This window comes from Psychrobacillus psychrotolerans (assembly GCF_900115805.1).
Taxonomy (GTDB): domain Bacteria; phylum Bacillota; class Bacilli; order Bacillales_A; family Planococcaceae; genus Psychrobacillus; species Psychrobacillus psychrotolerans.
Genome location: NZ_FOXU01000004.1, coordinates 152,675 through 166,219, shown reverse-complemented (window position 1 = coordinate 166,219; position 13,545 = coordinate 152,675). Strand labels below are relative to the sequence as shown.

General features: G+C 37.3%; 14 protein-coding genes. 4 read left to right on the top strand and 10 right to left on the bottom strand.

Annotation, left to right across the window (positions count from 1 at the left end; all coding sequences use genetic code 11):
- Window positions 1–54: 54 nt before the first annotated feature.
- The 3 genes from essB to BM260_RS10040 all read right to left on the bottom strand — a co-directional run bounded on the left by essB (window position 55) and on the right by BM260_RS10040 (window position 2,045).
- Window positions 55–1,419, bottom strand: a complete 1,365-nt coding sequence (gene essB / locus BM260_RS10050) for a type VII secretion protein EssB (RefSeq protein WP_093537216.1) — start codon at window positions 1,417–1,419, stop codon at window positions 55–57.
- Between the two features lie 14 nt (window positions 1,420–1,433).
- A complete protein-coding gene (locus BM260_RS10045) occupies window positions 1,434–1,673 on the bottom strand; it encodes an EsaB/YukD family protein (RefSeq protein WP_093537215.1) in 240 nt (79 codons plus the stop codon).
- A 78-nt stretch (window positions 1,674–1,751) separates the two neighbouring features.
- A complete protein-coding gene (locus BM260_RS10040; protein ID WP_090565261.1) occupies window positions 1,752–2,045 on the bottom strand; it encodes a WXG100 family type VII secretion target in 294 nt (97 codons plus the stop codon).
- 643 nt (window positions 2,046–2,688) lie between these two features.
- Between BM260_RS10040 and BM260_RS10035 the strand changes: the two genes are divergently transcribed.
- From BM260_RS10035 to BM260_RS10025, 3 genes are read left to right on the top strand one after another with little or no spacing between them, the layout of a single operon-like run.
- Entirely contained in the window at window positions 2,689–3,441 is a 753-nt protein-coding gene (locus BM260_RS10035) for a DeoR/GlpR family DNA-binding transcription regulator (protein ID WP_093537347.1), read from the top strand.
- Entirely contained in the window at window positions 3,438–4,349 is a 912-nt protein-coding gene (gene pfkB, locus BM260_RS10030; RefSeq protein ID WP_093537214.1) for a 1-phosphofructokinase, read from the top strand. Before BM260_RS10035 ends, pfkB begins: the two co-directional genes overlap by 4 nt.
- 16 nt (window positions 4,350–4,365) lie before the next feature.
- Window positions 4,366–6,282: a PTS fructose transporter subunit IIABC gene (locus BM260_RS10025; RefSeq protein ID WP_093537213.1), complete on the top strand. Its 1,917-nt coding sequence runs from the start codon at window positions 4,366–4,368 to the stop codon at window positions 6,280–6,282.
- A 302-nt stretch (window positions 6,283–6,584) separates the two neighbouring features.
- Here BM260_RS10025 and BM260_RS10020 read toward each other — a convergent pair whose 3' ends face one another.
- The 5 genes from BM260_RS10020 to ytxJ form a co-directional block, all read right to left on the bottom strand.
- Complete coding sequence (locus tag BM260_RS10020) at window positions 6,585–8,078, bottom strand: class I adenylate-forming enzyme family protein (protein ID WP_093537212.1); 1,494 nt, start codon at window positions 8,076–8,078, stop codon at window positions 6,585–6,587.
- A gap of 170 nt (window positions 8,079–8,248) precedes the next feature.
- Entirely contained in the window at window positions 8,249–8,422 is a 174-nt protein-coding gene (locus BM260_RS18425) for a hypothetical protein (RefSeq protein ID WP_175496262.1), read from the bottom strand.
- Window positions 8,423–8,431: 9 nt separating this feature from the next.
- Window positions 8,432–10,183: a mechanosensitive ion channel gene (locus tag BM260_RS10015; protein ID WP_093537211.1), complete on the bottom strand. Its 1,752-nt coding sequence runs from the start codon at window positions 10,181–10,183 to the stop codon at window positions 8,432–8,434.
- Window positions 10,184–10,312: 129 nt separating this feature from the next.
- Window positions 10,313–11,128 (bottom strand): STAS domain-containing protein, encoded by an 816-nt coding sequence (locus BM260_RS10010; RefSeq protein ID WP_093537210.1) that lies wholly within the window; start codon window positions 11,126–11,128, stop codon window positions 10,313–10,315.
- A gap of 17 nt (window positions 11,129–11,145) precedes the next feature.
- On the bottom strand, window positions 11,146–11,478 hold the full coding sequence (gene ytxJ, locus BM260_RS10005) for a bacillithiol system redox-active protein YtxJ (protein ID WP_093537209.1): 333 nt from the start codon (window positions 11,476–11,478) through the stop codon (window positions 11,146–11,148).
- Between the two features lie 163 nt (window positions 11,479–11,641).
- On the opposite strand from ytxJ, the gene BM260_RS10000 reads away from it, so the two are divergent.
- Window positions 11,642–12,148, top strand: coding sequence for a YusW family protein (locus BM260_RS10000; protein ID WP_093537208.1), 507 nt, complete (start codon window positions 11,642–11,644; stop codon window positions 12,146–12,148).
- Between the two features lie 172 nt (window positions 12,149–12,320).
- Here BM260_RS10000 and BM260_RS09995 read toward each other — a convergent pair whose 3' ends face one another.
- Together BM260_RS09995 and BM260_RS09990 are read right to left on the bottom strand one after the other, a co-directional pair.
- Complete coding sequence (locus BM260_RS09995; RefSeq protein ID WP_093537207.1) at window positions 12,321–12,785, bottom strand: divergent PAP2 family protein; 465 nt, start codon at window positions 12,783–12,785, stop codon at window positions 12,321–12,323.
- Between the two features lie 65 nt (window positions 12,786–12,850).
- Complete coding sequence (locus BM260_RS09990) at window positions 12,851–13,510, bottom strand: Dph6-related ATP pyrophosphatase (protein ID WP_093537206.1); 660 nt, start codon at window positions 13,508–13,510, stop codon at window positions 12,851–12,853.
- Window positions 13,511–13,545: the final 35 nt, after the last annotated feature.

Genomic DNA, 13,545 nt, shown 5'->3' with positions numbered 1-13,545 from the left:
CTTCTTTCAATTCATTTTCGAATTTTATATAGGGAGCAATATTTTTGTTTGCTATTACTTTGGTTGTTCCGTTTTTTGCTGATCTTGTTGTTCCTTTTGCTTTTGCTCTAGTGCTTGTTGTTCCTTTTGTTTTTGCTCTAGTTCTTGTTGTTCCTTTTGTTTTTGTTCCAGTGCTTGTTCTTCTTTTTCCTTTTTCTTTAGTTCTTCTTTTTCTTGTTCTTGCTGTTCCTGTTGTTCTATTGCTTGTTGTTCTTGTTCTTCTATTTCTTCCATTAACTTCTCATATTCCGCTACTTCTTGATCTATTTCATTTAGCTTTTCTTGCATTTCTTCACCAGTTAAATCTTTATCTGCCTTCACTTCTTCTCTTAATTTCAACAGACCATACGTGATTAACTCTCCATCTTCCATTGCTCTAGCGATATCTACAGCATTTTCTGCCTCACCACGTCCGAGATAAATCCAATACTTCAAATAATCAGGATCCGTTTGCAAGGTAATATTAGAAAGTACATTTTTCTTTTGTTCTTCATCTAAGCGTTCATTTGTAACGGAGGAATAGGCAAGTTCATACAGCACGATAAACGGCATGGACTTAACACTATAAGGGCTTAATATTGTTACTACTTGGCTGTAGTTTTGACCGAGGAATGACATTTGACTATCGATAAAGGCTTCGTTTTTTGGCTTTTCATGTACGAGGTAAATAATTGCAAATACAATAGCAGGAATAATAAGTACACCTAACCCAATCGATAACCACTTAGTTAATTTCCATTTCTTTCGAGGAAGCTTCACATTTTCTAGTTCTTTTTGTTCTAATAGCTCCATTTGCTGACTTATATAGTTGAGTAGCGAGTCACTTTCCTTCATCGTCATAATCGTAGAGCCTAGATCCTTCAATTCCAAAATCTCTGAATACTTTAAATACTCCTCAAATGTGAAAGAGCCGTCTATTGCGGCTGCAACTACGGCTTTTGTTTCTAACCAGACCCGCTCATCATTTGTTTCAAAGGGTGGTAAACTACCTAAAACTCCAAAATAAAGAAAACTCGGATCCATCCCTTTGCTATATATAATGTTTTCCGGAGAAACAATTAAATTTAAGCGCGGGTATGGATGTGAATATACCTTTTCCACTAATTGGTATGCAAACATCCACCTAGACTTTTCATCCTCCACATGGATAGCATCATATCTCTTAAAGGATGCGGGAATATCTGCTTGTATAATTAATTCATCGTCGGTTATGACTATGTCTTTTTTTATTTTTGGATTAACTTCTTTTAAAAAAATAATCTCTTCTGTTCGTTTAAACCCAACTCTCTCTTTCTGAAAGACAAAAGTAGTTTTAGAAGGTTCTTCATTAATTTCCGCACCGATTCGGTTTTTCAAGTATGTATGTGAATGATTGACCATCTTTGTAGCTCCTATCAAATAATTTCAATTCGATCACCTGTCGTTATACCGCAATGGGCTAACGTCAAATGTCCAGGGAATATTTTATCTTTGTTCACAACGCGCACCCAATGACCTTCGCGTGGATTTTTTGAAATAGAACTGGCCTGCCAGGCAATATCAATCATTTTTTTCATTGTATAATAATCGGATAGTCTTAAATCGATGATTTTTCCATCGTATTTAGAAAGATCGACAGTAATTTCTATATACACTTTTTTCACCCCAATTAAGGAAAAAGCGCCTTCCTGTTCGGGAATGACGCCCTATTTTTTTACAAGCTAACTGATAAATTATCCACGAATTTGACTAGCAACTTGTTGATCTGCATCTTGTAGTGCTTGACCAGCGCGGCTTAATTGAATACCTACTTCACTTAATAATTCACGCATTTCATTGAAATGAGGTTTTAGTCTTTCATATTGCTCAGCGAATGCAGCACTAGAAGAACCTTCCCACATCGATTGTAATTCACCGATCATGCCATCTAGGCGACCAATTTGTGAAGCAACCTCCCCTGATTCATGGTTGTAGCGAGAAGCCATAGCATCTAACTCAGCTGGTGTTACGCGAATAATTCCTGACATTCCAAACATCTCCCTTTTCTTTGAAATTTTATGACATTTATAAAATAACTGTGTAGCGCTTTCAACAGAACCCACAGGTACTTCCTACATTCAAAGTTCCACTAATACCCATTACCCTCTATCTATTAGTTTATAAACCTAATAAAATTATTAATTTCAAAAAATCTATAAACTAAAAAATTTTTATAAGTCTTAGAAAACTTTTCCTTTATTATTATAAATAACATTACATAATCTCATAGTCAAAAATCCTATCAAAAACCCAAAAAAATACTAGATATATAAACTCATAGACTTTTGTCATTAAATTTTCGAATATAGAGTTACTTAATATTTTTTCGTTTTCATATTTAAAAATTAGTTGTATAAAAATCATAAAAATATTATTAAAAATAATACGCATTACTTTTATATCATTTTTTCAAAAATGCAACAGGATAATATCTCGTTATAAAGATACTCAAAGACTTAGTTTATTGTCCCCATTCATCATTAGATAAAGGTTGAGAGCAAAATTAAAAAAGAGAGAGAAAAAATGATTGTTTTTGGGCGTTTATGAATGTTTGTGATTGAATTAAATTATGAATTCAGGTATTATTTATTTAACAGAAATTTAACTCTATTCAAGAAAGCGGTTGATTACTTGTTAACAAACGAGAGACATGCTTATATCTTAAAAAAGCTAGAAAAAAAACACACGGTAAAAATCCAAGAATTGGTGGATGAAACTGCGGCTTCCGAATCGACAATTCGAAGAGATTTAACAGAACTTGAAAGCCAGCAGAAACTAGAACGCGTTTTCGGAGGCGCTATTCTGACTAGGAACAATCTAATAGAACAAAGTGTGACAGATAAATCTACTCAGAATCTAGCCGAAAAAATTCATGTTGCACAAGCTGCAGCGGAACTGATCAAAGAAGGAGACAGCGTCTATTTGGATGCTGGTACCACAACTTTTCAAATGATTCCATTTTTGCAAAACAAAAACCTTTTGGTTGTAACTAATGGTTTGACACTCGTTGATGCCTTGAAAGATTATGGCATCACCACGTATTTAACCGGTGGATTATTTAAGTCTAAAACGAGTGCATTTGTCGGTTCTCAAACTGCCCAGGCTATGAAAAACTATCGTTTTGATATCTGTTTTCTTGGTGTTAATGGTCTGCATGAGCAATATGGGTATACGACACCCGATCCTGAAGAAGCAGCTATCAAACTATTGGCAAGTTCCTTGTCTAGAAAAACCTTTGTGCTAGCTGATCATTCAAAAATTAATCAAGTTAGTTTTGCGAAAATCATGGATTTGGAAAAGGCCGAACTCATCATCGATAGTATACCGGCAGAAACTTTGGATATTTTCAGAAAAAAAACTTCAGTAAAGGTGGTGCACGAATGATTTATACTTGCACTATTACACCATCAATCGATTATACCGTTTACCTGGCGGCTTTCGAAAATGGAAAACTAAACCGCTCCGAAGAAGTATATTATTATCCTGGCGGCAAGGGTATTAATGTTTCCAGAGTATTGAACAGACTTGGTGTTAAGAGCAAAGCCCTAGGATTTACTGGCGGCTTTACAGGTAGCTATATAGAAGAATTTCTACAAAAAGAAGGAGTAGATACTGATTTCATTGAAACTTCGGAAATAACCCGGATAAATATTAAAATAAAGGCAGATAAAGAAACGGAATTAAACGGGCCAGGTCCAAAATTAACGGAGCAACAATTACTAGTTCTCACAAATAAAGTAAAAGGCATGAAAACAGGCGATTGGTTCATTCTTGCAGGCAGTCTTCCTATCTCCATCTCCGATAGCTATTTTCTTGACCTTGCGGAAATCTGTAGGGAGAACGGAGTGCACTTTGTACTTGATACTTCCGGTCAAGCACTGAAAAAACTGACAAAAGTACCCTGCTTTTTGATCAAGCCTAACCTCGAGGAACTAGGAGAATTATTCGATACCGAAATCACAACTATTAAGGATGCCCATCATTATGCCAGAAGACTTTTAGAAAATGGCATCAAACATGTCATCGTGTCGATGGGCGGCGACGGGGCTTTACTCGTTACCAAAGACCTCTCTTTAAGAGCTAAAGCGCCGACTGGTCTTGTCATCAATACCGTAGGATCAGGCGATTCACTCGTTTCTGGTTTCATCGCTTCCTATTCAAAAGACGAAAATCCTGAAAAAGCTTTTCGTTACGGTGTTGCAAGTGGAAGCGCCACGGCCTTCCGTTCAGATTTATGTGATCAACAAGGCGTCGAAGTATTACTTGAACAAGTAGAAATCACCCCAATCTGATGAAGGATGTGACAGGATGAAAATTACACAATTATTGACAGAAGAAACAATTATACTGAATTTAGATGCCACTTCAAAACAACAGGTTCTGGAAGAATTGACTGGACAATTGGAACAGGCCGGAAAACTAGTGGACCGCCAAGCGTTCCTGAAGGATATCCTAACGCGTGAAAACCAGAGCACTACAGGTATCGGCGAAGGCATTGCCATTCCTCATGCCAAGTCAGTAGCAGTCGATGCTCCAGCCATTGCATTCGGCAGATCTGAACATGGTCTCGACTATGAATCATTGGATGGCCAACCCGCTCATCTATTTTTCATGATTGCAGCCACTGAAGGTGCCAATGATGATCATCTGGAAGCCTTGTCAAGACTAGCAACATTTTTAATGGATGAAAAATTCCGTTCACGTATTCTTGCAGCCAGTTCTAAACAGCAAGTTTTGCAAGCGATTACAGACAAGGAGATGGAAGCCGAAGGGTCAGAAAAGCCGCTTGAAGAAAAGGATGAACCTCGTTCATCCGCTAAAAAGATTCTAGCGGTTACAGCCTGTCCGACAGGAATCGCCCATACCTATATGGCGGCAGAAAAACTCAATGATCGTGCAAAAGAACTTGGTATTACACTGAAAGTGGAAACCAATGGCTCGAGTGGTGTAAAAAATCGGCTGACCGATGCGGAAATCACAGAAGCGGAAGCTATTATCGTGGCAGCAGATACCAAAGTGGATATGGCTCGTTTCGATGGAAAACATGTCATCCAGACTGCAGTTGGCAAAGCGATTTATGAAACAGACGATTTACTGAATCGAGCGGTTAACCAAGATGCACCGATCTATAAGCATGACAAGTCAAAGGATGAAGCATCCTCTAGTGAAGGTAAAGGCGGGTTTTATAAACATTTAATGAACGGTGTTTCCAATATGCTACCATTTGTCGTAGGTGGGGGTATTCTAATTGCCATTTCCTTCTTCTGGGGCATAAATGCATCAAATCCTGACAGTCCTGAATACAATGAATTCGCTGCGATGCTGAATACTATTGGTGGAGGCAATGCCTTCTTCCTAATGGTTCCAGTTCTAGCCGGATTTATCGCAATGAGTATTGCCGAACGTCCGGGATTTGCACCAGGAATGGTCGGCGGACTGATTGCTATTACCGTAACAGGCGTTGAAGGAGCAAGTGGTGGTTCCGGATTTCTTGGTGGACTGATTGCCGGGTTCCTCGCTGGTTATGTTACGCTGTTAGTCAAAAAAATATTTTCAAGACTTCCTAATTCACTTGAAGGGTTAAATCCAGTATTGTTCTTCCCAGTGTTTTCAATTGCCATTACTGGAATAATCATGATGTTAGTCAATCCTGAATTGACGAAAGTCTATACAGGCATTTCAAGTTTTCTTGAAAGCCTTGGTGGGACAAATCTAGTGCTTGTCGGATTACTTCTAGGAGGCATGATGGCTATTGATATGGGCGGTCCTGTCAATAAAGCGGCTTATACATTTGGCATTGCTATGCTTGATGCACAAAACTTTAACTTTATTGCTACTGTCATGGCAGCAGGAATGGTACCGCCACTTGGCGTAGCGATTTCTACCACACTTTTCAAAAATAAATTCACAAAACCTGAACGAGAAGCCGGCAAGACAGCTTATGTGCTCGGTGCTAGCTTTATCACGGAAGGTGTTATTCCGTTTGCAGCAGCAGATCCCGCACGCGTTATCCCAGCTTCTGTTGCCGGAGCTGCAGTCACTGGTGCATTGGTAATGCTGTTTGACATTGGTTTGCGCGCTCCTCACGGTGGAATTTTTGTGATCGGCCTTGTTTATGGAGGTGCGATAAATATACTATTGTATGCATTCGCTATTCTCGTGGGGTCCTTTATAACAGCTATAACCCTTGGATTCCTGAAAAAGAAAATCGTAATTGCTGCATGATTCAATACACTCTAGCTTTCGGATCTTTTCTCCGAAAGCTTTTTTAATGGATAAGTATATAAAAATACAGTATGAATACATAGTTATGGAATGAATCATACTACTGATTTCCGTTACATGTGGACGCTCGGAGCAGAAATCAATAGCATATCTACATTTTTTTAGAGGACCAGGCATCTTTTTGCCTGTTTTTTATTTTATATCAGTTACGCTTGTACATGAATTTTGCAGGTTAGCTAATTATTTGGAGAAATTCAAAAAAAGACATCCTATTCCTTATCAGAAGTAGAATGTCATTATTATCAGTCTCGTAATATAGTCTTTAGGACTTTTCCACTTGCATTACGTGGTAAGCTGTCGATAAATTCGACTTCTACGGGGAGCTTATATTTCGCTAAACTTTTGGAGCATTTACCCAATATATCTTCTTCTTTAAGTAGTTTCCCTTCCTTCAAAACTACATACGCCTTTGGAACCTCCCCATATACTTCATGAGGGACACCAATTACTGCGGCTTCTAGTACTTCCGGTATTTCATAAAGCACCTCTTCTACTTCTACTGGGAATACATTTTCTCCACCACGAATGATCATATCTTTTTTTCGGTCGACAATATATAATAGACCGTCCTCGTCCATTCGTCCTAAATCCCCAGTGTACAGCCACCCATCTCTAATTGCCTGTCGTGTTGCTTCGTCATTTTTCAAATATCCCTTCATTAACTGAGGACCCTTCACAACAATTTCACCTACTTGCCCAATAGGCAAAGGGTTACCTTGCTCGCCAACTACTCGCACTTGTGTTCCTGGTACAGGCTCTCCGACAGATCCTACTTTTTCAAGGGCATAACGATCCTTCAACGTCGTTGCCGCCGGCGAGTTTTCCGTTTGCCCATATATATTTTGAACTTTCACTTCTGGATACATTGCTTTTATTTTACGGATTAACCCAAATGGCATAGGCGCTGCACCATACGTAAACAATCTTAGATTAGTTAACTTAAGTATTTCCATTTTAGGGTTATTCAATAAGATACTATACATCGCTGGAACACCAAAAAAGACAGTGATGTTCTCTTGTTCTAATGTATCCATTGTTTGTTCTGGAGAAAAGCCTTCTTCAATAACAACAGTTCCACCAGCATAAATAACCGGGATACTAAATACATGACTTGCTGCACAATGAAAAAGAGGAGCTACTATTTGCATACGATCTGCTGATTTTAGTTCAAGTGCTTCCACATAAAGCTTCGCGGTTGCTCGAACATTCGCTGCCGAAAGCATAACCCCTTTTGGCTTACCAGTTGTACCAGATGTGTAAAAGATAACAGTCGTTGTATTTTCATCTACTTTTCCTTCATTAAATGACAAACTATCATTATTGAACACTTCCAAAAGCGTATTTTCTTCTCCTAAATATAAAACATCCTCAAAACTATTCATTGTTTCTGGAAGGTCATTTAATATTGAGTGTAATCGAGTATCATATATTAAGGCCTTTGCCTCTGAATGCTTAAATATATAATTGACTTCTGGAGCAGTTAACTTCGTATTAATCGGAAGAATGGTAAATCCGCCTAACTGACATGCATAATAACAAGTCAGAAAATAATCGGAATTTATCAAGTATACCGCTATGAAATCTTCCTGCTCATACCCTTTCGATTGAAAATATCCTGCTAGACGTTTTGCCTGTTCGAACAATTCCTTGTAGCTTGTCTCCCTGCCTTGAAAAGAAGTGATAATTTTATTAGGTGTTTCCTTTGCTAAGTATGCCAATCTCTCTGATACTAACATTCTATTCCCCCTTTATCCTATCTCACACTCAATTATTCTGAATTTATATAATATTATAACTTTAATGTTATTATACATAATTAGTAGCAAAATGATAATATTTTAACCGGGAATTCCAACCATATAAAAGTGTGAATCGATCGATGGTTGAAGATAATCGATTGATGATCCTATAAAATCGAGCGATAGCCACTAATAATCGATCGATCAATAGCAAGAATCGATTGATCCGCGGCAATAATCGATCGATGATCATGGTGGTCATTAATAATTTTCGCTTCTAAATGCAAAAAATATTCCTTTCCAAAAAAAGCTCCAGCGAGTTTTATACTCGCTGGAGCCAATTCATATTTTTATTGTTCATCTTTTCTTTCATCAATTGGTGGTAAGTCTTCAAACGGGTGAAGATCATCCGTTGATGGGATATTATAACCCGTGCTTGGGGAATCTTCCTCATGAGCCGGGTTTACAACATTTACATCCGCTTCTTGAATAGGGTTCACTTCGTCCATATGGGGACTTGTGCCCTTTAAGCTTTGTTCCGCTTTTTTAGGATCTTGAAAGTTTTCTTTAAATGATTCTTTCATTGTTTCTTTTTCTTGTTGATATCTTTCAGTAGAAACTTCTGCATCATTTAAGCTTTTTTCCATTTTCGCTAAATATTTTGCAGCATGTTCGCGACCACCTAGTCCAAATGCAAGTCCGAATGCTAATGCCACTCCTCCAAGAATAAGGATGAATGCTGCGTTAATAATAGATGCGGCAATGCCTAATTGGTCTAATGCCATGAAAAATGCAAATGCTAATATAGCATATTTTGCTACATAACGAAGGAAATGTGGTGTTCCTGATGAATGCGTCATTACGTTTCCAACTATTTTTTCTACTAAACTAGCTAACCAGAATCCTACCGCTAAAATAATAATAGCTGCAATTACAGATGGCAAGTAAGCAAAGATACCTGTTGCCAGTGTTACCATAAAGTCTAGCTCTAATAATTGAAGTGCTTCCACTACAAATAGTAGGATAATAATGACTTGTACAATCGTCCCTATTAAAGTAGCAAAAGATGGTGCTGCTCCATTAGCAGATTGGAAGCCCATTTTTCCAAAAATAGAATTCACACCTAATTTTTCAAGGAGAGATACAACCACATCCTTGACCCATTTAGCTGCAACAATACCAACTAATACAAGTACAATTGCTACGAATATTTTCGGCAGCATTGTCATGACATCATTTAACATTGCAATGGCTGGTCCTGAAATACCTTCTAAATCTAAAATCTCCAGTGCTGTAATGGAAACTGGAATCATTATTAAAACAAATGCAAGGATGCCTACAATTTTAGATAAACTTGTTCCCTCAACAAACGAGGACAATTTCCATTTATCAGCTAAGCGGTCCAATCCTGCTGAATGCAATAACTTTTCTAGTAAGTTACGAACTAGTTTCGCAATAAACCAACCAATAGCAAATACAAGTACCGCTGATATTAACTTCGGTATAAAGGTAAAGAAACTCGCGAGCATTCCTTCAAACGGTCCACTTAACCCATCAATTCCTAGTGCACTTAACACTGCTGGAATGAATAATAGGAAGATTAAGTAATACGCAACTTTAGCTGCAGTATCTGTCCACTTCATTTGATTTTCAGGTTTTGCGTCAAACCCTACTTTCTCCGAATACTTGTTCAAATTGAACTTTGATCCAAGCATTTGAATCCCTTTTTTCACAACAGTAGCTAAAACCCAAGCAAATAATAATATCAAAGCAGCTTTCAAAATGTTCAAGAAAGCCCCCGTCAAACCAGAATACATCGAAACAAATGGTGCTGCCATCGTATTTAAATTCAATATATTAAAGAATAAAACAAGTGCTAAAATCAATACGATGAAGAAAACAACCTTACTAATAACTTTTTCTACGGTCCATTTAGACTTCGTGTTTCCTAATCGTTCATTTACCCTAAACTTACGTAATAATTTGTGAGTTGCATTTTCCAATACTTTTGCAACGATAAATCCAATAAGAAGCACAAGAATTGCAACAACTAACTCCGGTATATAAGATAAGGTATCATTCCAGTAATAACTATCTAGCATACTCTCTCCTCCTTCAATTCAACTTTTTATATCCTTGACATAGATTAGTTACCCACCACAAAGAAAAATTAAACAGAAATACAAAAAAAATCCAATCCCCGAAGATAGGATTGAATTTATTGGAGATTATTACTTCAAACTATTAATGGCCATTTTTACACTACCATATGTATTAAAAGAGGTAAAATCAATCCCTGCTTTCACGACAGTCATCGATAAGTTAGGACGAATACCGGAGAATAACACATGGATACCTAATAATCCGAGCACATTGTGAATAGTGAATATATGCTGTGCTATTTCCATATCTATTGCCATAGTTCCACTAAAGTCAATAATGAGATAGTCAATTTTCAAATCTGGAATGGTCGGAACAACATAATTTAATAAATGCTGCACCCGTGTATAATCAATCGCTCCTATTAATGGTAAGACTGCCACACCGTCCTGAATAGGAACAATTGGTGCAGATAGTGCATTGATTTCACGTTGATGATCTTTTATTGACTTATCCCGATACATTTCATACGCACTAATCGTTTCTGCCATACTGACATCCATCAAATAACAAAAGCGATTATTTACTTTAATAACATCTTCTGTAGACAGTCCATGCTCCATGGATATTTGAGAAATTTTTTGTAAAAATATTAATCGTCGATTTGGGTACGGTTTCATAATGTTAGAAAATCGACGGAACAATTTAGCTTCTTCTTCCCCCGTCTGTTTGCTCCATTGTTTCAGTTCTTCCTCTGCCGACTCTCTTGAACCTTGTAAGGAATCTGCCAACAATACTAAAAACTGCGTATTTTTTTGAATGAATTGTTCCAGCTCTTCCGGTGATAATTTCGGGTTATGATTGTCGTTTGCTGTATCCGTCATGTCTCGTATAATCTTCTCGGCATTATCCACTAAATAATTTTTTACTTTTAGTATTGATTCCATTTCATTGCTCCAATCTTTTATAATGATTCAGTTACTTTATCTAACTCCTTTTTCGTAATTTTCCAGTGAGAGGCATTCCATACAACATCGCTATTTGCTATGACAAACGCCTGAGGAGATTCATGTTGAATGCCAAGGTCCTTTGAGATCTCATTAGATACTGCACGATTTTCTATAACTTTCACTAAATAACTTTCTATTGAATTATTAAAAGCTGTAAATTCCCCGTATGCATGTGCACTCACAGGACATGTTGTACTATGTTTGAACACTAGGATTGCTTTATCCTTTGACTCATCAAAGATATTCTTCCACTGATTAACTGATGTAATTTCTTTATAATTTCCCATTCCATCACCTTCCTATACTTTAATATTACAGTTCTTTACCCCCATTGTTATAATCATAATCATTTTCTACATTTATTTTAAATTATATGGAAATGTTTAGGGCTAACAATTTGGGTTATATAATAAAAGAGTAGGTTTAAACACCTGGAAAGGAGCCAACTAGATGAAAACCACCAAATTTAAAGTACTTACATCTACATTTCTAACTTCGGCATTACTGCTAGGAGCTTGTGGAGACAACAATGATGAGGTAGAAGAAAACGAACTAAATGAATCAGAAGTTCAAAAACAAGAAGAAGAAGTAACAACAGAAGAGGATACTGTTGTAGAAACTCCTGAAGAAGAGCCAAAAGAAGTAGCATTCGAAACGTTTAATCTAAAAATAGATACTGCAGATACAAAAGAGGCGGTAGTTGCTCAATATAGTAAAGAACCGAAAGACTCTCTTTACTCCAATGAACTCGATGCTGCTGATATCAAAGGAGAAGAAGCCAAGGAACTTCTTCATTCTGTTTTAGGCGAGCTACAACTAAACAAAGATATGGCTGATGAAGATGTCATTCAAAGAGTGACACTTGCCTTTGGTATTGAAGAATATAAAAACTTTAATTTAGAGATTGCTTATAATGGTGAAAAGGAAGTTAAAACCTATACCGATTCTAAAAAATAACCTTATTTAGCCGAGTTGGATCTTTTCAACTTGGTTTTATTTTGTCAATTTATTTTAGAGATTATTTAACAGATTTAGAGATTGAGTATGAGGATGGACGAAAAAATAAACAATAGGAAAGGCCAAGTTAGAATTACTATCTAACTCGGCCTTTCCTATCTAAATGGATTAATTAATCTTCTAATTTAGCGCATAATACCCCAAATGCAGTTCCTAATACTGCACCTGCCATTACTTCTACTGGTTGATGTCCAAGAAGCTCTTTTAATTCACTTTCTCGTTGAACATATTCAAAACTTGGAAAATTCCCTGAAAGTGCTGCAATATTATCTTCCAAATCGTTTACTAATTGTGCAATTTCCCCTGTATGTCTTCGAATTCCCTGCGCATCATACATAACAATTGCCCCGAAAACAACAGCAAGAGCAGTTTCTGTATGTCGAGTTCCCTTATTGGCAGCAACATAGGATGCTAATGCTGCGACACCTGCAGAGTGAGAACTTGGCATTCCACCTGTAGTAAACGCCTGTTTCAAATCCCAATTGCCCGTCAATTTCTTATGTGTTAATACCTTCAAACCCTGTGCTAGCCCTATTGCCGATAAAGCAGTTATAATTCCTCTATTCATTTTGGTCATTTTTCTCCTCCACCATTTCAAAATAATATGTATTTTCTTCTTTACGATACCCTTTTCCGTTTGTATTAATCATTAATCATTACCGGAGAGAAAATATAGTCACCCTTTACTATAGTCTGTCCAATTTTTATAGGCACTCTACTAGAAAATATGGGGCCATCCACAACAACCGTGTGAAATTCTCCATTTTCTCCACAAGCATCAATTCCTAGAGCTTCCAATTGTACTATCAACTCTTTTGAAAACTTCCTACCAACAAACTCAGCTGGCATCATTGTAGTGTTCACTACTACAATCCAGGCTTCAAATCCTGCATCTATCAAATCTACAATAATTTTATGGCGTGGTTCTTTCCATAAGGGATGAACCGCAACTATATCCGATTTTGCACATGTATTTTGAACCCATTCTAAGTGCCCATCGAGATCAATATCTCCAAAGACGCCATGAGTAATTCCTTCAGCGCGACATTCGTCCATTGCTTCGGTAAATAGTCCCTCATAGGAACTCCAGCTTGCTTCTTTTATAGATAATGGTATTCCTAACCGTTCTGCCTGAGCTGTCACCACTTCAAATGGTAGTGCATGAGATTTAGAAATTTCTCCTTCTTCTTCGAACATGGTCAGTAACCTCTTCGGTTTCATCCCCATTTTCATTGCCCGATAATAGGCCATCGCAGAATCCTTCCCCCCCGACCAAGAACAAACAAATGGAACATCCTTCATTTTTAGCACAACCTTTCCTACCTCATCTCATTGTA

Excerpts from the sequence above, each read along its gene's own strand:
- essB (WP_093537216.1), bottom strand. The coding sequence starts at position 1,419 with ATGGTCAATCATTCACATACATACTTGAAAAACCGAATCGGTGCGGAA.
- BM260_RS10040 (WP_090565261.1), bottom strand. The coding sequence starts at position 2,045 with ATGTCAGGAATTATTCGCGTAACACCAGCTGAGTTAGATGCTATGGCT.
- pfkB (WP_093537214.1), top strand. The coding sequence starts at position 3,438 with ATGATTTATACTTGCACTATTACACCATCAATCGATTATACCGTTTAC.
- BM260_RS10025 (WP_093537213.1), top strand. The coding sequence starts at position 4,366 with ATGAAAATTACACAATTATTGACAGAAGAAACAATTATACTGAATTTA.
- BM260_RS10020 (WP_093537212.1), bottom strand. The coding sequence starts at position 8,078 with ATGTTAGTATCAGAGAGATTGGCATACTTAGCAAAGGAAACACCTAAT.
- BM260_RS10015 (WP_093537211.1), bottom strand. The coding sequence starts at position 10,183 with ATGCTAGATAGTTATTACTGGAATGATACCTTATCTTATATACCGGAG.
- BM260_RS10010 (WP_093537210.1), bottom strand. The coding sequence starts at position 11,128 with ATGGAATCAATACTAAAAGTAAAAAATTATTTAGTGGATAATGCCGAG.
- ytxJ (WP_093537209.1), bottom strand. The coding sequence starts at position 11,478 with ATGGGAAATTATAAAGAAATTACATCAGTTAATCAGTGGAAGAATATC.
- BM260_RS10000 (WP_093537208.1), top strand. The coding sequence starts at position 11,642 with ATGAAAACCACCAAATTTAAAGTACTTACATCTACATTTCTAACTTCG.
- BM260_RS09995 (WP_093537207.1), bottom strand. The coding sequence starts at position 12,785 with ATGACCAAAATGAATAGAGGAATTATAACTGCTTTATCGGCAATAGGG.
- BM260_RS09990 (WP_093537206.1), bottom strand. The coding sequence starts at position 13,510 with ATGAAGGATGTTCCATTTGTTTGTTCTTGGTCGGGGGGGAAGGATTCT.